The organism is Streptomyces sp. P17, assembly GCF_032436805.1.
GTDB lineage: Bacteria > Actinomycetota > Actinomycetes > Streptomycetales > Streptomycetaceae > Streptomyces.
In genome coordinates this window covers 1-24,548 of record NZ_JAVRBF010000083.1, presented here as the reverse complement: position 1 = coordinate 24,548, position 24,548 = coordinate 1, and the positions used below count along the sequence as shown (strand labels likewise).

The window sequence follows — 24,548 nt, the reverse complement described above, 5'->3', positions numbered from 1 at the left end:
AGCCCGGGAATATTCTCCGAATTCCTCCCGGCTCAGCCGGGAATACATCAAGGCGCCTCCATGGCGCACTCCGCCCAGACCGTCTTGCCGGCGAATCCCGGGGTCCGTACGACCCCCCAGTCCAGGCAGAGCCGCTGCACGATGAACATGCCGTGGCCGCCGGGACGGCCGGCGCGGTGCGGGATGCGGGGGGCCGGCTGACCGGTTCCCCGGTCGGAGACCTCCAGGCGGATCACCTTGTTGTCGCAAGTGATCCGGAGCCGGTCGGGCCCCTCGGCATGCAGACACGCGTTGGTGACCAGCTCGGACACGACGAGCAGCACATCCTCCGCCGCGGCCCGCTGATCGGCGGTGGCCGCCGGCAGCCAGCCCCACGCATACAGCGCCTGGCGGGTGAAGTCGCGGGCGAGCGGTACGACGCCGCTCTGCCCGTCGAGGCCCAGGCTGCGGACCTGCGGGCCCGGCGGGGTCTCGGAAGACGAGTCGGGCATCCCGGAAGCGCCGCTGGGCTCAGGGCCGCGGTCGCCCGGCGAGTAGGGCCGGGTGGTGCTCATCAGCGCTTCACCTCACCGATTCACCAGTTCACGATTCAAAGAGACAGTCACTACAGAGGTCCGGTCCGGTACCCACGCCGCCATGACAGCGACATGTTCAGGATGTCTCCTGCCCGAGCGGACCGGCGGAACACCCCCGTATTCCGTACGAATCACGTGACGTCCGGAGAGTGGGGTTCCGCATGGGACGGCGGGTGCGGCGAGCGGGGCCGCCATCAGGGTCAGCCGGCCTCGTCCGCGAGCGCGGAATCGAGGCTGTCATGGACGGTGAAGACCGCCTCCGCCCCGGTGATCTCGAACACCCTGGCGACCACGGGCTGCATCGCCGCGAGATGTACACCACCGCCGGCGGCCTCCGCCTTCAGGCGGGCACCGAGCAGCACATTGAGTCCTGTCGAGTCACAGAAGTCCAGCCGCGCACAGTCGACGACCAGGCGGCTGAACCCTTTCTCAAGGCAGTCCTCAAGTGGCTCACGCAACAAATCGGCGGTGTGGTGATCCAACTCACCTACGGGGGTCACGACGGCACTGGAGCCCTCTTCCCGCACCTCCACCAGAAGTCGGCCGGACTGTGCGCTGCCGACTGTCACGCGGTCCATGCCGTGTCTCACTCCCGACGTCGTGGCTGCTGACTGACGCCCTCGAACATTACGCCTTCCCCACGCCCTTCGACACCCGAACAACCATCCAGAAACGGACATTTCACAACAGAACGCACTTGCGGTGGCCCGTGGAAAACGGGTAGGGCTAGTAGAGACACGTAACCGACACGGCCGGCTTTGGAGGCGCCGCACACCGCAGTGCACCCACAGGCTTCGGCAGCCGTATTTGCCGAGAACGATGGAGGACATCATGTCACCCCGGCTCGACGCATCGCATGCCCATGAGGCGACGTCGACTTCCCCCCCGGAACATCTGGATCCCATCGAGCAGGACGACGCACTCGCCGGACTACCGGAGATACCCCCCTTCGACGAAGTGGGGCCGGTGGACGCACGGGCCCTGTCCAAGACCCTCTTCGAGCGACTCGAATCGCTGGAGGAAGGGACCCACGAGTACGCGTACGTCCGCAACACGCTCGTCGAACTCAACCTCGCGCTGGTCAAGTTCGCCGCCTCCCGCTTCCGCTCGCGCAGCGAGCCCATGGAGGACATCATCCAGGTCGGCACCATCGGCCTGATCAAGGCGATCGACCGCTTCGAACTCAGCCGCGGAGTCGAGTTCCCCACCTTCGCGATGCCCACCATCGTGGGCGAGATCAAGCGTTTCTTCCGGGACACGTCCTGGTCCGTGCGCGTACCACGCCGGCTCCAGGAACTCCGGCTCGACCTCGCCAAGGCCGGCGACGAACTCGCTCAGAAGCTCGACCGCGCCCCGACGGTGGCCGAGCTCGCCGAGCGCCTCGGCCTGACCAACGACGAGGTCGTCGAGGGCATGGCGGCGTCGAACGCGTACACCGCCTCCTCGCTGGACGCCCAGCCGGAGGAGGACGACTCGGAGGGCGCGCTCGCCGACCGCATCGGATACGAGGACCACGGACTCGAAGGCATCGAGTACGTCGAGTCGTTGAAACCGCTGATCGCCGAACTCCCGCCCCGGGACCGCACGATCCTCTCCCTGCGGTTCGTCGCGGGCATGACCCAGTCGGAGATCGGCGAGGAGCTCGGCATCTCGCAGATGCATGTCTCGCGGCTGCTGTCCCGCACCCTGGTGAGACTGCGCAAGGGGCTGACGGTCGAGGAGTAAAACCCCTCCGTCGGCTCATGGGTTACCCACAGAAACCCTTTCGTCGTGGGTTCCCTTCCTCCACTATGAGCCGTCATACCCGCCGGTAGGCCAGAACTCCGGCGGGTTTGACGGCTGCGAGGAGGCAGGTCGATGGCGCGGGCCGAGGACAGTGACGCACGGCTCACGGAACTGCTGCGCGCAGACTCCGCCACCGCGTACGAGGCCCTGCAGGAACTCCGGGCCCGCCACCGGCCCGCCGTGCTGAAGTACGCCCGGCTGTGCGCCACGAGCGACTCCGCGGCCCGGCAGCTGGCGGCGCAGGTCTTCACCCTCGCGGCCCGGGAGACGGCCCGCGGTATCGACCCCGGGGGCCCCTGGCGGCACCGGCTCCTGCTGCTCACCGGTCGGCTGGCCGCGTCCTGGGCGACCGACGAGCGCGCCGCGGGCCTCGACGCGGGGCTGCTGCTCGTGCTGAACACGGCGGGCCCGGCCGGCCCGGTGCCGCCCATGCTCGGCGCGTTCCAGTCGCTCCCCGCGCGCGTGCAGGGCGTGCTCTGGTACGCGGTCGTGGAGCGGGAACCGGACGACCGTACGGCCGCCTTGCTCGGCCTCACCCGCGCGGACGTGACCTACGCCACGGGCGCGGCGCTCCAGCAGCTCGGCCGCGCCTGCCTGCGCGCCCGTCTGGCCGCCTCGGACGACCCCGACTGCCGTGACTTCCACCGCCTCATCGAGGAGTCGGTACGGCCGGACAGCCCGCGCGGGAGTGCCGATCTGCACGCCCACATGGCGCGCTGCGCGACCTGTACGGCCGCCTACGAGGAGCTGTCGGCCCTGCGGGACGACCCGCGCCGGACGCTGGGCGAGGGGCTGCTGCCGTGGGCGGGGACGGCGTACGTCATGGACAACCCGTCGCCGGTGGCGCACAACCCCGCCGCGGAGACCGCCCATTGGCCGCGGTCCCGGCGTTTCGCGCTGGTGTCGGCGGCGCTGGGGGTGGCGCTGGCACCGGTGCTGGTCTTCCTGGTGACGCAGGGCGGCTCCGCCGAGGACGGCCAGGATCCGGTGAGCGCGGTGAGCAGCCCGACGAGCGCGCCTCCCGTGACCGTGACGGCGACGGTGTCGGCTCCGGCGCCCTCCCCGTCGGCGACCTCCAAGTCGCCTTCTCCCACGCCCACGAGGAGTTCGGCGCCGCCGCCGTCCCGGACGCCCGGTGCGGCGCCCACGGCGTCGCTCCGGCCGCCGGGTGCCTCGTACGCGCGCGTGGTGAACGTTTCCAGCGGGCTGTGCCTGGACGTCCGTGACGCTGTCTTCGAGAAGGGGACGGATGTCATCACGGCGCCCTGCACCTCGTCCCGCACCCAGGTGTGGCGGGTCGACAGCGAGCGGGGCGTCGTGCAGTCGTCCGCCGACCCGGAGTTCTGCCTGGACAGCCGCGGTTCCGTGGAGCGGGGCGTCGGCATCTGGGAGTGCGACTCGGTCCACGGGAGCAACGGCCAGAACCTGCGGTTCGCGGTCGACTCGCGCGGCGTCATCCGCCCGGGCATCGCCCCCGGCCACGCGGTGACGCCGGTCGGGGGCGGGGCGGTGGCGCTGGTCGCGGAGAGCGGGGGTGCGGGGCAGCGGTGGCGGGCCGGATGACCGGACCCCCTGATCAGAGCTCGCGTACGCCCTTGCGCCATACGCCGGTGACCAGGGGGACGCCCGGCCGGTAGGCCAGGTGCACATGGCTCGGGGCGTCGAGGAGGGTGAGGTCGGCGCGGGCGCCCGGGGCGATCCGGCCGATGTCGGTGCGGCGCAGGGCCGCGGCGCCGCCCGCCGTGGCCGACCAGACCGCCTCGTCCGGTGTCATCCCCATGTCCCGCACCGCGAGCGCGACGCAGAAGGGCACGGACGAGGTGAACGACGAGCCCGGGTTGCAGTCGGTGGACAGGGCGACGGTGACGCCCGCGTCGAGGAGGCGCCGGGCGTTCGGCCACTCGGCGCGGGTGGAGAACTCGGCGCCGGGCAGCAGGGTGGCGACGGTGTCGCTGTGGGCGAGGGCGTCCACGTCCGCGTCCGTCAGGTGCGTGCAGTGGTCGGCGCTGGCGGCGTCGAGCTCGACGGCGAGCTGGACGCCGGGGCCGTAGGAGAGCTGGTTGGCGTGGACGCGGGGGTGCAGGCCCTTGGCCTTGCCCGCGGTGAGGATCGCCCGGGCCTGGTCGCCGTCGAAGGCGCCCTTCTCGCAGAAGACGTCGATCCAACGGGCGTACGGCGCACAGGCGTCGAGCATCTCGCCGGTGACGAGGGCGACATAGCCGGCCGGGTCGTCGGCGTAGTCCGGGGAGACGATGTGGGCGCCGAGGTAGGTGACCTCGTCGGTGTGGGCGGCGGCGATGCGCAGAGCGCGGGACTCGTCCTCGGTGGTCAGTCCGTAGCCGGACTTCGTCTCGAAGGTCGTCGTGCCCTGGCGGAGGGCCTCGGCGAGGTAGCGGGTGAGGTTGGCTTCGAGTGCGGCGTCGCTCGCGGCACGGGTCGCGGCGACCGTCGTACGGATGCCGCCCGCGCTGTAGGCCCGCCCCGACATCCGGGCGTTGAACTCCTGCGTCCGGTCCCCCGCGAAGACGAGGTGGGAGTGGGAGTCCACGAAGCCCGGCAGGACGGCCCTGCCCTCGGCGTCGACCCGGTTGTCAGTGGCGGGTGCTTTGCTTGATTCACCGGTCCACGCGATGCGGTCGCCGTCGATGACGACGGCCGCGTCCTGGATCAGACCGAGGGGGGAACCGTCGCCCAGGGAGGGGTCGTTCGTGACAAGTGTGGCGATGTTGGTGATGACAGTGCTGCTCATGGCGTCCTCGTGGGTGGTCGTCAGGCGCGGAGGGCTTCGACAGCCCTCGACAGGGCTTGCGGCACATCGGGGACGAGCGTGTGCGCCCCGTCGCGTACGACGTGCCGGCCCGCCACGATCGTGTGCCGTACGTCCGCTGCCGTCGCCGCGAATACGGCCGTCTCGGCGCCGAGCCGCGGCAGCGGTCCCGCCGTCCTGACCGAGTCCAGCGCGATCGTCGTGAAGTCGGCGCGTGCGCCCGTCTCCAGGGTGCCCACACAGTCCCAGCCGAGGGCCGCGTGGCCGTCGGCCGAGGCCGCCCGCAGGAGAGCCGCCGCCGTCCAGTGACCTCGCGTACGGGTGCGCAGGCGCTCGTTGAGCTCCATGGCGCGCGCCTCTTCCAGCAGGTCGATGACGGCGTGGCTGTCGGAGCCGAGGGAGAGCGGGGACCCTTCGTTCTGGAGGGCGACGGCCGGCCCGATGCCGTCCGCGAGGTCCCGTTCGGTCGTCGGGCACATACAGGTGCCGGTGCCGCTGCCGCCGATCAGGGAGACGTCCTCGGCGGTGAGGTGGGTGTTGTGGACGCCGGTGGTGCGCGGCCCGAGGACGCCGTGGAGGGCGAGGAGCTGGGTCGGGGTGCAGCCGTGGACTTCCAGGCACGCCTCGTTCTCGGCGGTCTGCTCGGACAGGTGCACATGCAGCGGGGCCCGCCGCTCCTCGGCCCAGTGGGCCACGGTCGCCAACTGGTCGGCGGGCACGGCCCGTACGGAGTGGATGGCGGCACCGATCCGCGCGTGATCCCGTTCCTTGAGAACTGAACAGCGTTCGGCCCAGGCGTCCGCGCTGCCGTCGGAGAAGCGGAGCTGGTGGGTGTTGGGCGGCTGTCCGAAGCCGGAGGAAAGGTAGGCGGTGTCGAGGAGGGTGATCCGGATACCGGCGTCGGCGGCGGCCGCGATGAGAGCCTCGCCCATGGCGTTGGGGTCGGCATACCGGGTGCCGCCGGGGGCGTGGTGCAGATAGTGGAACTCGCCGACGGCGGTGATGCCGGCGAGCGCCATCTCGGCGTACACGGCCCGGGCGAGGGCGTGATAGCTGTCCGGGGTGAGCCGGTCGGCCGTCGCGTACATGACCTCGCGCCAGGTCCAGAAGGTGCCGCTGCCCACCTGGACGGTGCCGCGCAGGGCGCGGTGGAAGGCGTGTGAGTGGGCGTTCGCCAGCCCCGGGAGGGTGAGACCGCGGAGGATCTCGGCGCCGGGGGGCGGCGTTTCGATGCCCTGGCGGACGGTGGTGATCCGCCCGTCGCCGATGTCGATCGCGACGCCCGGCTCGACATGGGTGCCGAGCCAGGCGTGCTCCAGCCAGTACGTCCGTGTCACGCGCAGGCCAGCCCTTCCAGTACGTCGGCGAGTGCGAGCACCCCGGCCACGCAGTCGTCCTCGGCCGCGAACTCGGCCGGGGAGTGCGAGACGCCGGTGGGGTTGCGCACGAACAGCATGGCGGTCGGGACCGTCCCGGACAGGATTCCGGCGTCGTGTCCGGCGCCGGTGCCGAGGACGGGCACCTTGAGGTCGGTGTCCTTGTCCTTGTCCTTGTCCTTGTCCTTGTCCTCGCCGAGGATGCGGGCGAGTTCGTCGCGCAGGGCGTGGTCGAACTCGACGACGGGCGTGAAGGACTCCCGGACGACGTCCAGGGCGATGCCGTGGGCGTCGGCGTACTCGCGGGCGGCCTTCTCGATGCCGCCGACGACGGTGTCGAGGGTGGCCTGGTCCTCGGCGCGGGAGTCGAGCCAGCCGCGCACGAGGGACGGGATGGCGTTGACGCCGTTCGGCTCGACGGAGATCTTGCCGAAGGTGGCGACGGCACCGGCGAGTTCGGCCTCCCGGCGGGCGGCGAGCACGGTCTCGGCGTACGACAGCATGGGGTCGTGCCGGTCCACGAGCCGGGTGGTCCCGGCGTGGTTGGCCTCGCCCCGGAAGTCGAACCGCCACCGCCCGTGCGGCCAGATGGCACTGGCGATGCCGACCCGGTCGCCGGACAGGTCGAGCGCCCGTCCCTGCTCGACATGCAGCTCGACGAAGGCACCGATGCGCGCGAGCCGCTCCGGGTCGGGCCCTAGGGCGTCGGGGTCGTACCCGGCGGCCTCCATGGCCCGGGGGAGGGTGACGCCGTCCCCGTCGGTGAGCAGGTGCGCCTGCGGGAGGCTGAGCTGCCCGGAGGCGAGCCTCGACCCGACACAGGCGAGCCCGAACCGGGCGCCCTCCTCGTCGCCGAAGTTCACGATGGCGAGGGGCTTGGCCGGCGTCACCCGGCGGGCGCGGAGTTCGTCGAGCGCGGCGAAGGACGACACGACACCGAGCGGCCCGTCGAAGGCCCCGCCGTCGGGCACGGAGTCGAGATGCGACCCGGTGACGACGGCGTCCCCGGCGGAGGGGTCCCCGAGCCAGGCCCACTGGTTGCCGTTCCGGTCGACCTCGTAGGTCAGTCCCCGGGACTCGGCCTGCGCCCTGAACCAGGCCCGGCACTCGGCGTCGGCACCGGTCCAGGCGTAGCGGCGGTAGCCGCGGGAGTCGGGGTGCCGGCCGATGTGGAGCAGCTCGCGCCACATGGAGTGGAAGGAGCTGCTGCCCGGTACAGACTGTTCGGTCACGCCGAGTCACCTTCGCGCATCGGGATCCGCACGCCCCGCTCGTCCGCCACGGACTCCGCGATGTCGTAGCCCGCGTCCACGTGCCGGATGACGCCCATGCCCGGGTCGTTGGTCAGCACCCGGCGGATCTTCTCGCCGCCCAGCTTCGTACCGTCGGCCACCGTCACCTGGCCGGCGTGGATGGAGCGGCCCATGCCGACGCCGCCGCCGTGGTGGAGGGAGACCCAGGACGCGCCCGAGGCCACGTTCACCATGGCGTTCAGCAGCGGCCAGTCGGCGATCGCGTCGGAGCCGTCGAGCATGGCCTCCGTCTCGCGGTACGGGGAGGCGACGGAACCGCAGTCGAGGTGGTCACGGCCGATCGCGAGGGGCGCCGCCAGTTCACCGCTCGCCACCATGTCGTTGAAGCGCTCGCCCGCCTTGTCCCGCTCGCCGTACCCGAGCCAGCAGATACGCGCGGGCAGGCCCTGGAAGTGGACGCGCTCGCCGGCCATCTTGATCCAGCGGGCGAGGGACTCGTTCTCGGGGAAGAGGTCCAGGATCGCCTTGTCGGTCTTGGAGATGTCGGCCGGGTCACCGGAGAGCGCGGCCCAGCGGAAGGGGCCCTTGCCCTCGCAGAACAGCGGTCGGATGTAGGCGGGGACGAAGCCGGGGAAGGCGAACGCCCGGTCGTACCCGGCGAGCCGGGCCTCGCCACGGATGGAGTTGCCGTAGTCGAAGACCTCCGCACCGGCGTCCATGAAGCCGACCATCGCCTCGACGTGCCGTGCCATGGACTCCCGCGCGCGGGTGGTGAACCCGGCCGGGTCCTTCGCGGCGTAGGAGGCCATGTCGTCGAAGTCGACGCCGACGGGCAGGTAGGCCAGCGGGTCGTGCGCGGAGGTCTGGTCGGTGACGATGTCGATGGGGGCGCCCTCGGCGAGCATGCGCGGCAGCAGCTCCGCCGCGTTGCCGAGCAGGCCGATGGAGAGCGGGCGGCGGGCGTCCCGGGCCTCGACGGCGAGCTGGAGGGCGTGCTCCAGGGAGTCGGCGCGGACGTCGAGGTAGCGGTGCTCGATGCGGCGCTCGATGGCGCGCGGGTCGCAGTCGACGCAGATCGCGACGCCGTCGTTCATGGTCACGGCGAGCGGCTGGGCGCCGCCCATACCGCCGAGGCCCGCGGTGAGGGTGATCGTCCCGGCGAGGGTGCCGTTGAACTTCTTCGCGGCGGCGGCGGCGAAGGTCTCGTAGGTGCCCTGGAGGATGCCCTGGGTGCCGATGTAGATCCAGGAGCCGGCGGTCATCTGGCCGTACATGGTCAGACCGAGCTGCTCCAGGCGGCGGAACTCCTCCCAGTTGGCCCAGTCGCCGACCAGGTTGGAGTTGGCGATGAGGACGCGCGGGGCCCATTCGTGGGTCTGCATCACGCCGACCGGGCGGCCGGACTGCACGAGCATCGTCTCGTCCTGCTTCAGCCCCTGGAGCGTGCGCACCATCGCGTCGAAGGAGCGCCAGTCGCGGGCGGCCTTGCCGGTGCCGCCGTAGACGACGAGCTTGTCGGGGTGCTCGGCGACCTCGGGGTCGAGGTTGTTCTGCAGCATCCGCAGGGCGGCTTCCTGCTGCCATCCCAGGGCACTCAGTTCCGTACCGCGCGGCGCTCGTACGGGGCGGGGTCCTGACATGGTCTGCCTCCTAGCGGATGGTGCTGCCGGATTGTTGCTGTCGTTATTCACATCCTGGCGTTCTGAATAGAGCTAGTCAATACGTCCGTGCGCCAGCGCGGCCGCGCTGCGGATGTTTGTCTGGATACGTGGTCTCGGGGAACGACACGACGGGGGATGCGGTGGAGAGCGTCAAGGACGGGCGAACGGGCGACGGCGAGCGGGCGGCGCGCCGGGACGGGGCGGTGCGGGCCGCCGTGGAGCAGGGGCTGCTGGGGCCGGACTCCCCCATCGTGGGCCTGCTCGACGTCACCGGCATCCGGGAGTCGGCGGCGGATCTGCGGGCGGCGTTCGACGCGGTGACCGCGCCCGGCACCCCAATGCTGCACGCCTTCGCGGTCAAGGCGACCCCGCTGGTGCCGGTGCTGCGGCTGCTGCACGAGGCGGGGATCGGCGCCGAGGTGGCGAGCCCGGGCGAGCTGGCGCTGGCGCGGGCGGCGGGGCTGCCGCCGGAGCGTACGGTGCTGGACTCGCCCGCGAAGACACCGGCCGAGCTGAGGGAGGCACTCGCGCTCGGGATCGCGGTCAACGCCGACAATCCGCAGGAGCTGTCCCGTATCGACGCCCTGATGAAGTCCGCGCCGAGCCGCTCCCCGCTCGGGATCCGGGTCAATCCGCAGGTGGGCGCCGGTGCCATCGAGGCGCTGTCGACGGCGACGGCGACCTCGAAGTTCGGGGTGGCGCTGCGCGACGACGGGGCGCGGGAGTGGGTCGTAGGGGCGTATCTGGACCGGCCGTGGCTGACCCGGCTGCACGCGCACACCGGGTCGCAGGGCGTGCCGCTGTCGCTGATGGCGCGGGGTGTGGCGGAGACGTACGCGCTGGCCGAGGAGATCAACGCGCGGATCGGACGGCAGCAGATCGACACGGTCGACATCGGCGGCGGGCTGCCGGTGAACTTCGCCTCGGACGCCATGACACCGACGTACGCGCAGTACGCACGGCTGCTGAGCGAGGCGGTGCCGGGGCTGTTCGACGGGCGGTACGGCCTGGTGACCGAGTTCGGGCGGTCGGTGCTGGCCAAGCACGGGACGGTGCTGGCTCGGGTGGAGTACACCAAGAGCGCGGGCGGGCGGCCGGTCGCGGTGACGCACGCGGGCGTGCAGGTGGCGACGCGGACGGTGTACGCGCCGGGGGCCTGGCCGCTCAGGATCGCCGCGTACGACGAGAAGGGGCGGCCCAAGACGGGGGCCGACGTGGTCCAGGACGTGGCCGGGCCGGCCTGCTTCGCGGGTGATCTGCTGGCCGAGGCGCGGGCACTGCCGCCGTTGGAGCAGGGGGACTTGGTGGCGGCGCTGGACACGGGCGCGTACTACTTCGCGCACCACTACGCGTACAACTCCCTGTCCCGGCCCGGTGTTTACGGCTTCGCGCCGGACGGCTCCGGGGGTGTCGCCTTCGCGACGGTGCGGGAGCCGCAGAGCCTCGACTCGATCGTGGCCGAATCCGGAGGGGCGCACGCGTCCGCCCTCACCACCCTCCGCGCACCCGGGCGCGCTTGACGCACTCCGGCGGATCTGCGGTTCAACAGGATGGGATACAGGGCCAGTTGACCCACCTTAGTCATCAGCCGCATGTTCCGCTGGAAAATGCCAGAACCCTCACCCGTCGCTCACACGTTGCGTAGTTTCGGCGTTACTCAGCCGAACCCGAGGCGGGAGGGGAGCCACGGTGCCCGGAATCGACGAGTGTCTGCTGGAGGCCATGCGGCTGCCCGGCGCCCGGGGCGCGGCGCTGGTCGACTGGACCAGCGGTCTTGCCCTGGGCTCGGTCGGCGAATCCCCGGGCGGCGATCCGGAGGCGAGCGCGGCGGAGGCGGCGGAGCTGGCCCGGCTGGCCGCCGAGCACCGGGCGTTCGCGCCGGGCGGAGACTCCGACGAGGCGGAACTCCCGGTCGAGGACCTGATCCTCAGCAACCGGGACAGCTATCACGTGCTGCGGTTCGTGTGGACGTCCTTCGACAGCAGTGTGTTCCTGCATCTGTGGCTGGGCCGTGAGGAGGGCAATCTCGCGCTGGCCCGGATCCGGCTCGGCGAGCTGGCCGGACGGCTGGTACTGGGATGACGGCGCTACGAGCCACGCCGCCCCGGCTGCCGGTGCGGGACCGGAGCACGGCGGGCGAGCGGGTGCCGCGCGGCCTTTCGCCGATGCTGAGCCGGCTCGCCGCCGAGCGGGCCACCGGCGTTCTGCTGCGCGAGCGCGGCACGCTGTATCTCGCCGAGGGCCGGGTGGTGCACGCGGAGAGCCCGTCCGCCCCCGGTCTGGACGTCCTGCTGACCGCGCACGGCACCCTCTCCACCACCGCCTGGCAGGACGCCGTCGCCCGGGCCGACGAGCGGCACGGCGCCGCCCGGCTCCTCGTCGACAGCGGCCGGATCGCCCCGGGCACGCTGGAGCTGTGCCACCTGGGCGCGCTCTACGACGCCGCCTACTTCGCCCTCGCGCCCAGCAGCACCCCGGGCCGCTTCCGCTACGGCACCGGGCACTGGCTCGGTGCCGTGCGCCCGGTGCCGGTGGCCGCCGTCGAGCGCGAGACGCTGCGCCGCCGCGACCTCCTGCACCGCATCTGGCCCGACCCGGGCACGGACAGTGCGCCCCTCGCTCCCGCCGACCCGCCCCGCACCCCGGCGCTCACCGCCCGCCAGCGAGCGGTCGTGGCCCTGCTGGACGGCGTACGCACGGCGACGGACATCGCACGCGCCCTGGGCCGCCCGGCGTTCCACACCCTGGTGGACATACGGCGCCTGGCGGCGGCGGGGGTGCTGGCGCCACGGCCCGTGGAGCCGGAGCGGGGTGATTCCCCCGCGACGACCGAGCCCCTGGGATCACCCGCGGCAACCACCCCACCCCACCTCCCCAGCATCCCGCGCCCCGCCCCTCCGGACCCCACCCGCCCCGGCCACCCCCAAGACCCCGAGCCGCCCCCGACACCCAAGCGGACCAAGCCCCCGGGCCCCACCCGCCCCGAACCCCCAGCCCGACACAAGACCCCACAACCCGAGCCCGCCTCAACACCCAGCCGGACCAAGCCCACAGGCCCTACCCCCGGCCCCACCCGCCCCGAACCCCCAGCCCGACACAAGCCCCCACAACCCGAGCCGACCTCAACACCCAGCCGGACCAAGCCCGCAGGCCCGCCCCCGGTCCCCACCCAGGCCGAGCCCCCACCGCCCGAGCCACCCCTGGGGCACGCCCCGGCCCGTGCCCGGTACGAGCCCCAGGCCCCCGCCCCACCGCCGCTCCCCACCCGCCCCGGCCCGACGGTCCCCGCCGAGCGGCTGGTGGCCGACGACCCCGACGTCGCCCTGCTGAAGAGAGTCCGGGATGCGCTGGAGGCGCTTTGACCGACAGAGGAGAGATCTGATGGCCGCCGAGGCGCCGATACTCGACGAGCTGCACCGGCTCAGAGCCCGTATCCCCCAGCTGACCGGCTCCCTCGCGGCCAGCGTCGACGGCCTGGTCGTCGCCGAGGACACCCCCGGCGTGGAGCCGGAGGGCGTCGCCGCCCTCACCGCCGCCGCGCTGGGCGTGGCCGTACGGCTGACGGACGTCACCGGCCGCGGCGAGCTGCGCGAACTGCTCGTCCGCGGCAGGGACGGCTATGTGGCGACGTACGCGGCGGGCCGGGGCGCCGTACTGACCCTGCTCGCCCAGGACGACGTCAGCGTGGGCCGCCTCCATCTGGAGGGCCGCCGCGCCGCCGCCCGGATCGGGGAGCTGGTCGACGGCGCCGCAGCCGACAACAAACCCCGCGCAAGGGCTCCGCGCACCCAGCGCACCGCACCTACCCCCCAACCGCGCACCACCACGGAGAGTTGAGAGGAAACACCGTCATGGCCAACACCGAGACCTCGCTCAAAGAGGCGCTGACCTCGATCGAGGGCGCGACCGGAGTCGCGCTCGTCGACTACACCAGCGGCATGGCCCTGGGCACCCTGGGCGGCGGCAAGAACTTCGACCTGGGCGTGGCCGCCGCCGGCAACACCGATGTCGTGCGCGCCAAGATGCGCACCATGGAACACCTCGGCCTCAAGGGCGATATCGAGGACATCCTGATCACGCTGTCCGACCAGTACCACCTGATCCGGCTGATCGGCGGCCGCAGCGGCAACGGCCTCTTCCTGTACCTGGTGCTCGACGCCAAGCGCGCCAACCTGGCCATGGCCAGGCACCAGTTGCGGAAGATCGAGCACGACCTGGAGGTCTGACGACGACCTAGACCAGCGCGTCGGCGCGGCGGCGCGCCCCACCCGGGGCCGCGTCGCCCGCCGCGATGCCCGTGCCGCGGTAGGCCTTGACCGCCTTCCCGGCGGGACGCCCGGCGCCCGCCGTGAGCCAGTCCACCCGCACCCACAGCAGCTCGTCCCCGGCCCGTTCGCGCCGGCCGATCCAGGCGGACTTCAGCCACAGCCCGGCGCCCGCCCCGGCGAGCACCATGCCGCCCGCCGCGGGCACCGCGAACGCGCTGCCGAGGGCGACCGCGAAGGCCAGTACGAGCCACCAGCGATGGCCCCGGCGCCAGTTCCGTACGGTCACCGCACGGTCCTGGAGCACATCGTGCTTGCCCGCGCGGGCAGCTCCGCGCATGAGGGCGCCGTAGCGCCTGCGCCGCCGGTACGCCACGACCGCCGTCGTGACGATGAACAGCGCCGCGCCCGCCAGCACCCCGATCCGGCGCCCTGTCAGACCCGGCACCAGTACGCCGATCCCGGCCGCGAACACCCCGAGCCACCACAGCGGTGCCGCTCCGGCCCGTACGACGACGGCCACCCGGGCCAGCCCCTGACCTCCGCGTGCCACGTTCCGCCTCCCAATCGCCTCGAAGTCGAACTCGCAGTGGCGGGAGGGTAGCGGGCTTACGTGAGACTTGTCTTAGAAGCCACGGGAACATCTCACTCCACGAACAGAGCCCGCGCGGCCGCCCGCGCGTCGAACTCCTCAAGCCGTGCCTGCGCGTCCGGCAGGTCGTCGCACATGGCCTCCAGCAGGACCCGGCCGAGCAGCATCGGGGCGCACGCGGTGTCGAAGGCGAGCCCGGTGCCGACGGCCGCGGGCAGCAGCAGGTCGGAGGCCTTGGCGACGGGCGCGAAGGCGGAGTCGGCGACCGTCACGACCGTGAGACCGGCCTCCTTGGCGTAGCCCAAGGTGTCCAGGACCTCGCGCGGATGCCGGGGCAGCGCGAAGCAGAGCAGGGCCGTGGCGCCGGCCCGGACGCAGGCGTCGATCCGGTCGTGGATCATCGTGCCGCCCTCGTTCAGCAGCCGGACGTCCGGGTGGACCTTGGCGGCGAAGTAGGCGAAGCCGTACGCCTGGGAGGCCGCCGCGCGCAGTCCGAGCACCGGCAGCGGCCGGGAGGCGGCCAGCAGCCTGCCCGCCCGCTGCACCGGGCGCGGGTCGGCCAGCAGCTCCGCGAGATGCCGCAGGTTCTCGATCTCGGCCTCGACGGCCTGCTGGTACTCGTTGTACGAGCCCGGGGCGGTCACCGGCTCGGCGGGCGCGACCTCCCGCAGATGCTTGCGCAGGGCGGGGTAGCCGTCGAAGCCGAGGGCCACGGCGAAGCGGGTCACGGACGGCTGGCTCACCCCGGCCAGTTCGGCCAGTTCGACGCTGGAGAGGAAGGGCACGTCGGCGGCCCGGCGCACCATGCTGTGCGCGATGCGCCGCTGGGTCGGCGTCAGCCGGTGCCCCTCGAAGAGCGCCTGCAGCCGTGCCGCCGGGGTGTCCCCCGTGTTCCTGTCCGCGCTCATGCCGCGCTCCCCCTCCAGATCTCCGTGAACCGGTCGAGCAGCCGGGACGCCGCCGTCACGTCGTCCGTGAGCGGCCGGTCGGCCTGGTCCTCGTCGAGCACCGCCTCGGCGAGCTCCAGCGCACGACCCGCCGGTAGTCCCGGCTCGGGCCTGAGGCCGCGCTGGCGCAGCGCCCGTACGGCGGCGACGAGTTCGCAGCCGATGACGAGACGGTACGCGCCGCACGCGCGCAGCGTCTGCCGGGCGGCGAGCGAGGCGAAACTGGCCTGTTCCTCGACGCCCCGGGAGAGTACAGCGTGGCCGAGGGAGGCGGGCGCCGAGAAGGCGCGCAGGTCACCGAGGGCGGCCGCGGCGGAGTACTCCAGGATCATCACGCCGGAGGAGGCGGGTTCCTGGTCGGCGAGGAAGGGCTTCAGGCGGGTGTAGGCGGGCTCGTTGAGGGTGGACAGGCGGGAGGTGGACAGCCGGGCCACCTGGGTGACCGCGAGCCGGAAGTGGTCCAGGGCGAGGGCGAGTTGGGCCTGGTAGAAGCCGCCGTGGTGGTAGGCGGCCAGGTCGTCGGCCGCGATGAGCGGGTTCTCCGCGGCGGCGTTGATCTCCACCGCGAGCACCGCCTCCAGCGCGTCCGCCGCGTCGTGCGCGGGGCCGTGGATCTGGGGCAGACAGCGGAAGCCGTACGGGTCCTGGATCCGGCCCAGCGGGGGCGTGGGCCGGTCCGCGGCACCGATCAACTCCCGCATACGGCGCGCCACTTCGGTGGAGCCGCGGTGCGGGCGGGCCTCGTGGACGGGAGCGGCGTAGGGCTCGTGCGAGCCGTCGACGGCGAGGAGGGAGAGCGCGGCGACGACCTGTGTGGCGGCGATGAGTCCGCGCAGCTCGTGCAGGGCGAGCGCGGCCTGGCCGAGGGTGAGGGCGTTGCTGCTGATGAGGGCGAGCGCGTCGTTGTTGTCGAGGGGCTGCGGCTCGGGGGCGCCGGCCACGGGCCGGGGCCCCTCGGCGCCCGCGCCGGGGGCAGCCGAGCGCGCCGGCCCGCCCGCACCGGCCCCGGAACCCTCCGGCCGCGCCACCGCACCGTCCGGCCCCCGCCACGGGTGCTCCCCTGCCAGCGCGAGCCCCACCTGCGCCAGCGCCGCCAGGTCCCCCGTGCCGACCGAGCCGAACTCGTTGACCACCGGATGCGCCCCGCTCTCCAGCGCCTCGCACAGGGCCGTGACGACGGTGGGCCTGAGCCCCGCGCCGCCCGCGAGGAGCTGGTTGGCGCGGACGGCGAGCATGGCCCGGACCTGCCGCGCGGGGAGTTCCTCGCCGATGCCGCCGGCGTGGCTGCGCAGCAGCCGCAGGCCGTGTCCGGCGGCTGCCTCGGTGGGCACGTCCTCGTTCCGGTTGGCGCCGACGCCGGTCGAGCGGCCGTAGACGCGCCCCGTCGCGGCGATCTGCCGGGCGGCGTCCCAGGAGCGGCTGGCCCGCTTCATCGCCTCGTCCTCCGGGACCGGCGTCACGGCCCCGTCCGCCAGGCGCACGACGTCCGCGACGGAGAGTCCACGGCCGTCGAGGAGCACCGACCCGGTGTCCACGACCGATGACCCGTCCACGATCCGAGACGACATAAAGCCCAAACTCCCCTCAATCCGGACACCTGATCTTGCCTGCCGGTCAGCCGTTACTTCGGATTTACACCAACCCGTTGACAACTTATTCAGCTACAGAGAACTCTGCATGACGTTATACAGCCGGGCAAGGGACAACTCATGATCCAGTTCGACGCGGTCCACAAGCGCTTCCCCAACGGCACGACAGCAGTTCACGATCTCACCCTCGACCTGCCGGAAGGCGGCGTCACCGTCCTCGTCGGATCCTCCGGTTGCGGCAAGACGACCACCCTGCGGATGGTCAACCGGATGGTCGAGCCGACCTCCGGCACCATCCGGGTCGGCGGCAAGGACGTCACCGAGCAGGACGCCGCCGAGCTGCGCCGTTCCATCGGTTACGTCATCCAGCAGGCCGGCCTCTTCCCGCACCGCACGGTGCTGGACAACATCGCCACCGTGCCGCTGCTGCTCGGCCACGGCCGCCGCAGGGCGCGGTCCCGCGCGGCCGAGCTGCTGGAGACCGTCGGCCTGTCCGCCGAGGCCGGCAAGCGCTACCCGCACCAGCTCTCCGGCGGCCAGCAGCAGCGCGTGGGCGTCGCCCGCGCCCTCGCCGCCGACCCGCCGGTACTGCTCATGGACGAGCCGTTCGGCGCGGTCGACCCAGTGGTGCGCACCCAGCTCCAGGACGAACTGCTGCGGCTCCAGAAGGAGTTGAGCAAGACCATCGTCTTCGTCACGCACGACATCGACGAGGCCGTACGGCTCGGCGACCGCATCGCCGTCTTCCGCGCCGGCGGCCACCTGGTCCAGTGCGCCACGCCGGCCGAGCTCCTGGCCCGCCCGGCCGACGACTTCGTGGCCGACTTCCTCGGCGCCGAGCGCGGTCTGAAGCTGCTCTCGCTGAAGACCCTCGCCGAGGTCCCCCAGGGCCCCGCGCCCCAAGGCGACTGGACCCTCGTACTCGACGAGGCCCGCAAGCCCCTCCACTGGGCGAGAGACGACGCCGAGCTCCCCGTACGACCGCTGAAGGACACCGACTCCCTGCTGTCGGCGCTCAACGAGTCGCTCGCCTCTCCCACCGGACTGATCGCCCGCGTCGACGCCGACGGTGTCCTCACCGGCGTCTCCTCGCGCGACGACATCCACGAGCACGCGGGCCGGGCTCACACCGAAGCGCGGGTGGCCGCATGACCATCGACTGGTCGTGGATATCCGGCCACACCGACGACCTCACCACGCTGACGATCTCCCACCTTCAGGCGGCTCTGAGCGCGGTCGCGCTGGGCCTGCTCATCTCGCTCCCGCTGGCGGTCGTGGCCCACCGGGTCCGTCCCCTGCGCGGCTTCCTGCTGGGCCTGTCGAACGTGCTCTTCACGATCCCCTCGATCGCGATCTTCGTGCTCCTGCTCCCGGTCAGCGGCCTGACCCGGACCACCACCGTCATCGGCCTGACGGTCTACACCCTGGTCGTGCTGCTCCGGAACACGGTCGAGGGGCTGGACTCGGTCCCCGCGAAGACGAAGGAGGCGGCGAAGGCCATGGGCACCCGTCCCCTGCGCACCCTCCTCACGGTCGAACTCCCCCTCGCCCTCCCCGTGATCATGGCGGGCGTCCGGATCGCGACGGTCATGTCGATCTCGCTCGTCTCGGTCGCGACCTACATCGGCGACGGCGGCCTCGGCCAGCTCTTCACCGACGGCTTCCAGCGCAACTTCCCGACCCCGGTGATCGCCGGAGTGGTCCTCACCCTGCTCCTGGCGGTGGTCGCGGACGCGGCCCTGGTCGCCCTCCAGTACGTGCTGACCCCCTGGCGCAGGAGGCGAGCCTGACATGTACGAACTCCTGAAGAACCTCGGCGACTGGCTGACCAGCGGCGAGCAGTGGACCGGCCCCGACGGCATCGGCCAGCGCCTCACCGAACACCTCCAGTACTCGCTCCTGGCCACCCTCATCGCGGCCGCGATCGGTCTCCCGCTCGGCCTGCTGATCGGGCACACCGGCAAGGGCGCGTTCCTCGCGATCAACCTGGCGTCCTTCGGCCGCGCCCTGCCCACCGTCGGCCTGGTCGTGCTGGTCTTCCTGGCCAGCGGCCTGTCCATGACGCCGGTGTACGTCGCCCTGGTCGCCCTCGCGGTCCCGGCGATCGTCACCAACACCTACGCGGGCATGACGGCCGTCGACCCGGACGTGAAGGACGCGGCCAAGGGCCAGGGCATGCGTGGCCACCAGGTCCTCTTCCAGGTGGAACTGCCCCTCGCCCTCCCCCTGATCATGACGGGCCTGCGGCTCGCGCTCATCCAGGTCGTCGCCACGGCCACGATCGCCGCGTACGTCTCCTTCGGCGGCCTGGGCCGCTACGTCTTCGACGGCCTGGCCCAGCGCGACCTGGTGCAGGTGCTGGGCGGCGCGGTGCTGGTGGCCGTGATCGCCGTAGCCCTGGACCTCTCCCTCGCCGCCCTCCAGCGCTTCCTCTTCCTCCCCCACGCTCGACAGCGCTCGCGCGGGGGGACCCCCATCCACACTGCCTAGGGACCCCTCGATGAACCGACGCACCCTCCTCGGCGGCCTCTTCGCGGCCGCCTCCGTCCCCGCCCTGACCGCCTGCGCGAGCGGCATCACCTCCCTCGACAACGAGGGCACCACCTCCGGTGGCGGCGGCTCCAGCAAGGACGGCATCACCATCGGCACCGCCAACTTCACCGAGAACCAGGTGCTGGGGTACCTGTACGCCGCCGTACTGGAGGCGGCCGGCGTGAAGGTGAACGTCCGCCCCAACCTCGGCACCCGGGAGATCCTCATCCCCGCCATCAGGGGCGGCGACATCGATCTGCTCCCCGAGTACCAGGGCGCCCTGCTGCACTACGTCGCCCCGAAGGCGACGGCGACGGAGGAGGGCGAGATGCAGAACGCCCTCGCCATGGCCCTGCCCGCCGGACTCCAGGTGCTGCCGTACGGCATGGCCGAGGACTCCGACGCCTTCGTCGTCACCCGGGAGACCGCGCGGAAGTACGGCCTGGCCTCCCTCGCCGACCTGAAGAAGCGGAACGGCAAGCTGGTCATCGGCGCGGCCCCGGAGGTCAAGAAGCGCGAGGTCGGCGCGGTGGGCCTGAAGGAGGTCTACGGCGTGGAGTTCAAGGAGTTCAAGTCGCTCGACTCCTCGGGCCCGCTGGTCAAGGGCGCCCTGAAGAAGGGCGACGTGGACGTGGCGAACCTCTTCACCACGGACACGGACATCGTCGCGAACGACTGGGTGGTGCTGTCGGACCCGAAGAACCTGATCCCCGGCCAGCACATCGTCCCCCTGATCGCCGACCGCAAGGCCGACTCCACGGTCCGCAAGGCCCTCGCCGAACTCGGCAACGTCCTCACCACGGCCCAGCTCACCGAGCTCAACCGCCAGGTGGACAAGGACAAGGAGGACCCGGAGGACGTGGCGAACGCGTACGCGAAGCAGCACGGGCTGACAGCCTGAGGACCCGAGGTCGAACAGGGGGGATATCCCCAGTGCCCCGACCGCCCGGCCTCCCTACCGTTGTCCGTATGACGGGAATGGACGCGCGGGACACCGAGATCAAGAAGGAACTCAACGCCACCCTGCACGCACGCAGGGAACTGGGCGACGAGTACGAGTCCGCGCTGGTCGACTCGTTCCTGGAGAAGGTCGACCAGCGCATCGACGGGGCGGTGGAGCGCCGGGTGCGCCGGCAGCTCGCCGAGCAGCAGATGGTGGTGGCCCGGGGCTCCCGGTCACCGAAGCCGACGGACTCCTGGGGCGAGCGCTTCGGCTTCGGCATCGTCTCGCTGGTCCTGGCGATCCCGCTGTCCGGCATCGGCGGCGGGGTGGCCCATCTGCCCGGACTGCTGGTCGCCTGGGCGGGCATCGTCGGGGTGAACGTGGTCCAGGCGGCCCGCACCCACCCGGACCTGTTCCGGCGCCGGCGCAAGTCCCAGAAGGACAGCGACTGGGAGGACTGAGCCGGGCGGGCCTCAGGCCTGCCGGGTCGGCAGCACCATCACCTGGCGCAGATTGACATGACGCGGCCGGCTCACGGTGTACGCCACCAGGTCCGCGACCTCCTCGGAGGTCAGGATGCCCACCGCCGCGACCATGGCGTCCAGCTCATCGGCCCGCTCCGGGGCGGTGACATGGTCGCGCAGCTCGCTCTCGGTGAACCCCGGCTCCACATTGGTGATCCGTACGTCCTTCGGCCCCAGCTCGGTGCGCAGGGACTGCGAGAGGTGGGTCAGCGCGGCCTTGGGGGCGCCGTACACCGCGTAGTTCGGGAAGGTCAGATGCGCGGCGATGGAGGAGATGCTCACCAGGTCCGCGGCACGGCCGTCGGCGGCCGCTGCCACCAGATCCGCCGTGAAGGCGCGGGTCACGCTGAGCACGCCGCTCACATTGGTGTCGGTCATCCGCTGCCAGGCCGCCGTGTCCCCGGCCTCGATCGGGCTCGGGAACATGACCCCGGCGGAGTTGACCACCAGGCCGGCGGCCCCGTACGCCGCGTGGACCCGCCCCACGGCCGCGGCCACGGACGCCTCGCCGGTCACGTCCGCCACCACGGCCAGCGCCTCACCCCGTCGGCCCGGATCTTCCCGGCGAGCGCATCGAGACGATCCCCGCGCCGGGCCAGCAGCGCCACCCGCGCCCCCTGCCCGGCCAGCAGGACGGCGACGGCCTCGCCGATCCCACTGGCGGCCCCGGTGACGACGGCGGTACGGCCGGCCAGATTCTCGTACGACATCGCGTGCTCCCTCGGTGGCGCCCGGGGCGTCTCCCCGGCGGCACCGACCACCCTGCGCGCCCGCCGCGGCCGTACCCAGGGCTGAGCTGAACCTGGGTCTGACAGAACCAGGTTCAGCCCGGCCCCGGCACCTACGATCGAGGGCATGGACGGGGAACTGGGAGACTTCCTGCGCACGCGCCGCGCCCGCATCCGGCCCGAGAAGGTCGGCCTGCCCTCGTACGGGCGGCGCCGGGTCCCGGGCCTGCGCCGCGAGGATGTGGCACAGCTGGGCGGGGTGGGGTGGCCCAGGCGTTCGCCGGCTTGTGCTGTTGTGGTCTGTCCTGGGCCAGGTCGAGCGAGGCGGTCTGAGCGGCGTGCCCAGACCGCCTCGCTGCCCGGCGTCCTCGGTGCGAGGAGAGGGTCAGCTGTTGCAGCCGTCGCAGCAGCCCCCACCGGCCTTTGGGGCGGGAGACGTTGCGGATGCGCTCAGGGGAAGCAGCACCTTGGCAGCCGTGGCGGTGTCGACGGTCTTGGCTGTCGGCTGGTCCGGGATCCGGACGCGGGTAAGGGACTTGTGTGCTGCGCGCAGCGCGGTGTGGGCGGGCAGGTGCTTCTTGCGTCCGGCGCGGATGCCGTTGCCGATGACGAGGACCTCGGCGAGTTCGTGGCTGGCGACCACGGTGGCGAGGCCCAGGACGCCGGTGGCGGCCAAGGGCACGAGCGCGATGAGGATGCCGCCGGACATCAGCAGGTTCTGGGTGAACACCCGGCGGGCTGCCCGGGTGTGGGCGATCGCGTCGGGCAGGCGGCGCAGGTCCTCGCCCATGAGCGCGATGTCGGCGGCCTCGATGGCGACGTCGCTGCCCATGGCGCCCATCGCGATGCCGGCGTCGGCGGTGGCCAGGGCGGGGGCGTCGTTGATGCCGTCGCCGACCATGGCGACGGGGCCGTGGGCCTGGAGTTCGGTGACGATGCGTGCCTTGTCCTGCGGGAGGAGTTCGGCGCGTACGTCGTCGATGCCGGCGGCGGCGCCGATGGCGGCGGCGGTGCGGGCGTTGTCGCCGGTGAGCATGACGACCTTGATGCCCTGGCCGCGCAGGGCTGTGATGGCCTCGGCGGCCTCGGGGCGGATCTCGTCGCGGACGGCGACGGCGCCGAGCAGGGCACGGTCGTGTTCGACGAGGACGACGGTGGCGCCGGCGTCCTGGAGGCGGCCGACGTCGTCGGCCAGGGGGCCGGGTTCGATGAAGCCGGGCTTGCCCAGGCGGGCCTTGGCGCCGTTCACGGTGCCGGTGAGGCCGTTGCCGGGGACGGCTTCGACGTCGTCGCCGGGGGTCAGTGCCTGGGCGTCGACGGCGGCGAGGATCGCGGCGGCGAGCGGGTGCTCGCTGCGGGCTTCCAGCGCGGCGGCCACCGCCAGGACCCGGGCGCGGTCCGTGCCGGCGACCGGGACGACGTCGATCACTGTGGGTTCGTTGCGGGTGAGGGTGCCGGTCTTGTCGAGGGCGACCACCTTGACCTTGCCCAGGGCCTCGACTGCGGCCCCGCCCTTGACCAGGACGCCTGCCTTGGAGGCGGCGCCGATGGCGGCGACGACCGCTACGGGAACGGAGAGGGCGAAGGCGCACGGGGCGGCGGCGACCAGGACGACCAGGGAGCGTTCGATCCACACGCCGGGGTCGCCGAAGAGGCTGCCCAGGACCGCGATCAGCGCGGCGAGCACGAGGACGCCGGGCACGAGGGGCTTGGCGAACTTCTCGGCGAGACGCTGGCTTGCGCCCTTGCGTTCCTGGGCCTCGTGGACGATGTGGACGAGGCGGGCGAGGGAGTTGTCCTCGGCGGTCGCGGTGACGGTGATCTCCAGGGCGCCGGCGCCGTTGACGCAGCCGGCGAACACCTCGCCGCCGGGGCCGACTTCCGAAGGCACGGACTCACCGGTGACCACGGACGTGTCCAGCGCACTGCGCCCGGCGGAGACGACGCCGTCGGTCGCGATGCGCTCTCCCGGCTTGACCAGCAGGATGTCGCCGACCCTGAGACCGGCGACGGCCACCTCGGTCTCCGTGGTGCCGCGGCGCACGGTGGCTGTGGCGGGGACCAGGTCGAGCAGGGCGCGCAGGCCGTGCTGGGTGCGGGCGACGGCGTAGCCTTCGAGGCCCTCGGCGATGGAGAAGAGGAAGGCCAGGGTGGCGGCCTCGCCGTACTCGCCGAGGGCGACGGCGCCGACGGCGGCGATGGTCATCAGCAGCCCCACCCCGAGGCGCCCCTTCAGCAGGCCGCGCAGGGTGCCGGGGACGAAGGTGGCCGCGCCGACGAGCAGCGCGGCCAGCTCGCCGGCCGTGTCCCAGGGGGCGGGCAGGAAGAGGGAGGCCAGGAGCAGGGCGCCGGAGGCGGCGGCCGCCTGGAGTTCGCGGACCTGCCAGACGGCGGCCGGGGGCGCGGCCGGCTCGGCGGCGGAAGGGGACGGGGTGGGCGTGTCGGTTCCGCAGCACGCGTCAGCCATGAAGGGCCTCCTGGGTCGTGGTGTTCGGCGTGCCCTCGTCGGCGGGGCAGGCGTAGTCGTCCGGGGCGCATGCCTGGTCGGCGGCGGCCTCGGAGTCGACGAGCAGGACCAGGGCGGCCAGGGCGGCGAGGGCGTGCGCGAGTTTCGGGTCGGCCAGTTCGTAGCGGACCCGCCGGCCGACGGAGACCGTGCGGACCAGACCGCAGCCGCGCAGACACGACAGGTGGTTCGACACGTTTCCCCGGGTCATCCCCAGGGTCTCGGCGAGATCCGAGGGGTAGGCGGGTGCCTGCAGCAGGGCCAGCATCAGCCGGCGCCGGTTCTCGTCGGCCAGCGCGGTCCCGACCCGGGCCAGCGCGGCGGCGCTCACGGCGACCGCGGGGCCGCCAGGGTGACTCATCTCCATACCCCAACAGTACAGTAAATCCTGAATCAAGCCGAGCCTGAATCATGCTGTGGTTGTGGGCGGGCTAGGGGGTGTTTTGAAAGTCCTGTGCGGTGCCCGCGGTGTTCGGTGCGTGCCCTCGGCGTGCCGGACGAAGGC

23 protein-coding genes and 2 pseudogenes are annotated in these 24,548 nt (G+C 72.5%); 13 read left to right on the top strand and 12 right to left on the bottom strand.

The window, feature by feature from the left end:
• Positions 1 to 47 precede the first annotated feature (47 nt).
• Positions 48 to 554 carry an ATP-binding protein gene (locus RMT89_RS35890; RefSeq protein ID WP_315887946.1) on the bottom strand — a complete coding sequence of 169 codons (507 nt, stop codon included), beginning with the start codon at positions 552 to 554 and terminating at the stop codon, positions 48 to 50.
• 221 nt (positions 555 to 775) lie between these two features.
• Positions 776 to 1,153 (bottom strand): STAS domain-containing protein, encoded by a 378-nt coding sequence (locus tag RMT89_RS35885; RefSeq protein WP_315887945.1) that lies wholly within the window; start codon positions 1,151 to 1,153, stop codon positions 776 to 778.
• A gap of 241 nt (positions 1,154 to 1,394) precedes the next feature.
• Between RMT89_RS35885 and RMT89_RS35880 the strand changes: the two genes are divergently transcribed.
• Together RMT89_RS35880 and RMT89_RS35875 are read left to right on the top strand one after the other, a co-directional pair.
• Positions 1,395 to 2,300 carry an RNA polymerase sigma factor SigF gene (locus tag RMT89_RS35880; RefSeq protein ID WP_315887944.1) on the top strand — a complete coding sequence of 302 codons (906 nt, stop codon included), beginning with the start codon at positions 1,395 to 1,397 and terminating at the stop codon, positions 2,298 to 2,300.
• A 132-nt stretch (positions 2,301 to 2,432) separates the two neighbouring features.
• Positions 2,433 to 3,923: a ricin-type beta-trefoil lectin domain protein gene (locus RMT89_RS35875; RefSeq protein WP_315887943.1), complete on the top strand. Its 1,491-nt coding sequence runs from the start codon at positions 2,433 to 2,435 to the stop codon at positions 3,921 to 3,923.
• A gap of 13 nt (positions 3,924 to 3,936) precedes the next feature.
• On the opposite strand, the gene hutI is transcribed toward RMT89_RS35875, so the two are convergent.
• Genes hutI through hutU form a run of 4 tightly spaced genes read right to left on the bottom strand, consistent with a single transcriptional unit; the run spans position 3,937 to position 9,396 of the window.
• Positions 3,937 to 5,109 (bottom strand): imidazolonepropionase, encoded by a 1,173-nt coding sequence (gene hutI, locus RMT89_RS35870; protein WP_315887942.1) that lies wholly within the window; start codon positions 5,107 to 5,109, stop codon positions 3,937 to 3,939.
• A 20-nt stretch (positions 5,110 to 5,129) separates the two neighbouring features.
• Positions 5,130 to 6,470: a formimidoylglutamate deiminase gene (locus tag RMT89_RS35865; protein ID WP_315887949.1), complete on the bottom strand. Its 1,341-nt coding sequence runs from the start codon at positions 6,468 to 6,470 to the stop codon at positions 5,130 to 5,132.
• Positions 6,461 to 7,693, bottom strand: a complete 1,233-nt coding sequence (locus RMT89_RS35860) for an allantoate amidohydrolase (protein WP_315887948.1) — start codon at positions 7,691 to 7,693, stop codon at positions 6,461 to 6,463. The genes RMT89_RS35865 and RMT89_RS35860 overlap by 10 nt, the downstream gene beginning before the upstream one ends.
• Positions 7,694 to 7,731: 38 nt before the next feature.
• Positions 7,732 to 9,396, bottom strand: a complete 1,665-nt coding sequence (gene hutU / locus RMT89_RS35855; RefSeq protein WP_315887941.1) for a urocanate hydratase — start codon at positions 9,394 to 9,396, stop codon at positions 7,732 to 7,734.
• 161 nt (positions 9,397 to 9,557) lie between these two features.
• Here hutU and RMT89_RS35850 point away from each other — a divergent pair, with 161 nt between their 5' ends.
• The 5 genes from RMT89_RS35850 (at position 9,558) to RMT89_RS35830 (ending at position 13,643) form a co-directional block, all read left to right on the top strand.
• Complete coding sequence (locus RMT89_RS35850) at positions 9,558 to 10,937, top strand: diaminopimelate decarboxylase (protein ID WP_399498608.1); 1,380 nt, start codon at positions 9,558 to 9,560, stop codon at positions 10,935 to 10,937.
• A gap of 169 nt (positions 10,938 to 11,106) precedes the next feature.
• Complete coding sequence (locus RMT89_RS35845; RefSeq protein WP_315887939.1) at positions 11,107 to 11,499, top strand: hypothetical protein; 393 nt, start codon at positions 11,107 to 11,109, stop codon at positions 11,497 to 11,499.
• Entirely contained in the window at positions 11,496 to 12,779 is a 1,284-nt protein-coding gene (locus RMT89_RS46160; protein WP_399498607.1) for a hypothetical protein, read from the top strand. Before RMT89_RS35845 ends, RMT89_RS46160 begins: the two co-directional genes overlap by 4 nt.
• 19 nt (positions 12,780 to 12,798) lie before the next feature.
• Positions 12,799 to 13,254, top strand: a complete 456-nt coding sequence (locus tag RMT89_RS35835) for a roadblock/LC7 domain-containing protein (RefSeq protein WP_315887938.1) — start codon at positions 12,799 to 12,801, stop codon at positions 13,252 to 13,254.
• A gap of 14 nt (positions 13,255 to 13,268) precedes the next feature.
• Positions 13,269 to 13,643, top strand: a complete 375-nt coding sequence (locus tag RMT89_RS35830) for a hypothetical protein (protein WP_315887937.1) — start codon at positions 13,269 to 13,271, stop codon at positions 13,641 to 13,643.
• A gap of 7 nt (positions 13,644 to 13,650) precedes the next feature.
• On the opposite strand, the gene RMT89_RS35825 is transcribed toward RMT89_RS35830, so the two are convergent.
• The 3 genes from RMT89_RS35825 to RMT89_RS35815 form a co-directional block, all read right to left on the bottom strand.
• On the bottom strand, positions 13,651 to 14,235 hold the full coding sequence (locus RMT89_RS35825; protein ID WP_315887936.1) for a hypothetical protein: 585 nt from the start codon (positions 14,233 to 14,235) through the stop codon (positions 13,651 to 13,653).
• Between the two features lie 92 nt (positions 14,236 to 14,327).
• Positions 14,328 to 15,182 carry a MurR/RpiR family transcriptional regulator gene (locus RMT89_RS35820; RefSeq protein WP_315887935.1) on the bottom strand — a complete coding sequence of 285 codons (855 nt, stop codon included), beginning with the start codon at positions 15,180 to 15,182 and terminating at the stop codon, positions 14,328 to 14,330.
• The gene (locus RMT89_RS35815) at positions 15,179 to 16,789 is read right to left on the bottom strand and encodes an aromatic amino acid ammonia-lyase (protein WP_315887934.1); all 1,611 of its coding nucleotides are present in this window, start codon (positions 16,787 to 16,789) and stop codon (positions 15,179 to 15,181) included. The genes RMT89_RS35820 and RMT89_RS35815 overlap by 4 nt, the downstream gene beginning before the upstream one ends.
• Positions 16,790 to 16,930: 141 nt before the next feature.
• Here RMT89_RS35815 and RMT89_RS35810 point away from each other — a divergent pair, with 141 nt between their 5' ends.
• From RMT89_RS35810 to RMT89_RS35790, 5 genes are all read left to right on the top strand, one after another.
• Positions 16,931 to 17,962 carry an ABC transporter ATP-binding protein gene (locus RMT89_RS35810; protein WP_315887933.1) on the top strand — a complete coding sequence of 344 codons (1,032 nt, stop codon included), beginning with the start codon at positions 16,931 to 16,933 and terminating at the stop codon, positions 17,960 to 17,962.
• Complete coding sequence (locus RMT89_RS35805; RefSeq protein WP_315887932.1) at positions 17,959 to 18,600, top strand: ABC transporter permease; 642 nt, start codon at positions 17,959 to 17,961, stop codon at positions 18,598 to 18,600. The genes RMT89_RS35810 and RMT89_RS35805 overlap by 4 nt, the downstream gene beginning before the upstream one ends.
• Before the next feature lies 1 nt (position 18,601).
• Positions 18,602 to 19,300, top strand: a complete 699-nt coding sequence (locus tag RMT89_RS35800) for an ABC transporter permease (RefSeq protein ID WP_315887931.1) — start codon at positions 18,602 to 18,604, stop codon at positions 19,298 to 19,300.
• A 10-nt stretch (positions 19,301 to 19,310) separates the two neighbouring features.
• Positions 19,311 to 20,243, top strand: coding sequence for an ABC transporter substrate-binding protein (locus tag RMT89_RS35795; RefSeq protein WP_315887930.1), 933 nt, complete (start codon positions 19,311 to 19,313; stop codon positions 20,241 to 20,243).
• 77 nt (positions 20,244 to 20,320) lie between these two features.
• Positions 20,321 to 20,746: a hypothetical protein gene (locus tag RMT89_RS35790; RefSeq protein WP_315887947.1), complete on the top strand. Its 426-nt coding sequence runs from the start codon at positions 20,321 to 20,323 to the stop codon at positions 20,744 to 20,746.
• 12 nt (positions 20,747 to 20,758) lie between these two features.
• Here the strand turns inward: RMT89_RS35790 and RMT89_RS35785 are convergent.
• Positions 20,759 to 21,519, bottom strand: a pseudogene (locus tag RMT89_RS35785) (SDR family oxidoreductase).
• A 145-nt stretch (positions 21,520 to 21,664) separates the two neighbouring features.
• On the opposite strand from RMT89_RS35785, the pseudogene RMT89_RS35780 reads away from it, so the two are divergent.
• A pseudogene (locus RMT89_RS35780) lies at positions 21,665 to 21,799 on the top strand (transcriptional regulator); the annotation flags it as partial.
• A gap of 123 nt (positions 21,800 to 21,922) precedes the next feature.
• Here the strand turns inward: RMT89_RS35780 and RMT89_RS35775 are convergent.
• Together RMT89_RS35775 and RMT89_RS35770 are read right to left on the bottom strand one after the other, a co-directional pair.
• Positions 21,923 to 24,004, bottom strand: coding sequence for a cation-translocating P-type ATPase (locus RMT89_RS35775; protein WP_315887929.1), 2,082 nt, complete (start codon positions 24,002 to 24,004; stop codon positions 21,923 to 21,925).
• A complete protein-coding gene (locus tag RMT89_RS35770; protein WP_399498611.1) occupies positions 23,997 to 24,404 on the bottom strand; it encodes an ArsR/SmtB family transcription factor in 408 nt (135 codons plus the stop codon). The genes RMT89_RS35775 and RMT89_RS35770 overlap by 8 nt, the downstream gene beginning before the upstream one ends.
• Positions 24,405 to 24,548: the final 144 nt, after the last annotated feature.

What these genes read in the sequence shown, in the direction of transcription:
- RMT89_RS35890 (WP_315887946.1), bottom strand. Translation starts at nt 554, where the DNA reads ATGAGCACCACCCGGCCCTACTCGCCGGGCGACCGCGGCCCTGAGCCC.
- RMT89_RS35885 (WP_315887945.1), bottom strand. Translation starts at nt 1,153, where the DNA reads ATGGACCGCGTGACAGTCGGCAGCGCACAGTCCGGCCGACTTCTGGTG.
- RMT89_RS35880 (WP_315887944.1), top strand. Translation starts at nt 1,395, where the DNA reads ATGGAGGACATCATGTCACCCCGGCTCGACGCATCGCATGCCCATGAG.
- RMT89_RS35875 (WP_315887943.1), top strand. Translation starts at nt 2,433, where the DNA reads ATGGCGCGGGCCGAGGACAGTGACGCACGGCTCACGGAACTGCTGCGC.
- hutI (WP_315887942.1), bottom strand. Translation starts at nt 5,109, where the DNA reads ATGAGCAGCACTGTCATCACCAACATCGCCACACTTGTCACGAACGAC.
- RMT89_RS35860 (WP_315887948.1), bottom strand. Translation starts at nt 7,693, where the DNA reads ATGTGGCGCGAGCTGCTCCACATCGGCCGGCACCCCGACTCCCGCGGC.
- hutU (WP_315887941.1), bottom strand. Translation starts at nt 9,396, where the DNA reads ATGTCAGGACCCCGCCCCGTACGAGCGCCGCGCGGTACGGAACTGAGT.
- RMT89_RS46160 (WP_399498607.1), top strand. Translation starts at nt 11,496, where the DNA reads ATGACGGCGCTACGAGCCACGCCGCCCCGGCTGCCGGTGCGGGACCGG.
- RMT89_RS35835 (WP_315887938.1), top strand. Translation starts at nt 12,799, where the DNA reads ATGGCCGCCGAGGCGCCGATACTCGACGAGCTGCACCGGCTCAGAGCC.
- RMT89_RS35830 (WP_315887937.1), top strand. Translation starts at nt 13,269, where the DNA reads ATGGCCAACACCGAGACCTCGCTCAAAGAGGCGCTGACCTCGATCGAG.
- RMT89_RS35820 (WP_315887935.1), bottom strand. Translation starts at nt 15,182, where the DNA reads ATGAGCGCGGACAGGAACACGGGGGACACCCCGGCGGCACGGCTGCAG.
- RMT89_RS35815 (WP_315887934.1), bottom strand. Translation starts at nt 16,789, where the DNA reads ATGTCGTCTCGGATCGTGGACGGGTCATCGGTCGTGGACACCGGGTCG.
- RMT89_RS35810 (WP_315887933.1), top strand. Translation starts at nt 16,931, where the DNA reads ATGATCCAGTTCGACGCGGTCCACAAGCGCTTCCCCAACGGCACGACA.
- RMT89_RS35805 (WP_315887932.1), top strand. Translation starts at nt 17,959, where the DNA reads ATGACCATCGACTGGTCGTGGATATCCGGCCACACCGACGACCTCACC.
- RMT89_RS35800 (WP_315887931.1), top strand. Translation starts at nt 18,602, where the DNA reads ATGTACGAACTCCTGAAGAACCTCGGCGACTGGCTGACCAGCGGCGAG.
- RMT89_RS35795 (WP_315887930.1), top strand. Translation starts at nt 19,311, where the DNA reads ATGAACCGACGCACCCTCCTCGGCGGCCTCTTCGCGGCCGCCTCCGTC.
- RMT89_RS35790 (WP_315887947.1), top strand. Translation starts at nt 20,321, where the DNA reads ATGGACGCGCGGGACACCGAGATCAAGAAGGAACTCAACGCCACCCTG.
- RMT89_RS35775 (WP_315887929.1), bottom strand. Translation starts at nt 24,004, where the DNA reads ATGGCTGACGCGTGCTGCGGAACCGACACGCCCACCCCGTCCCCTTCC.
- RMT89_RS35770 (WP_399498611.1), bottom strand. Translation starts at nt 24,404, where the DNA reads ATGAGTCACCCTGGCGGCCCCGCGGTCGCCGTGAGCGCCGCCGCGCTG.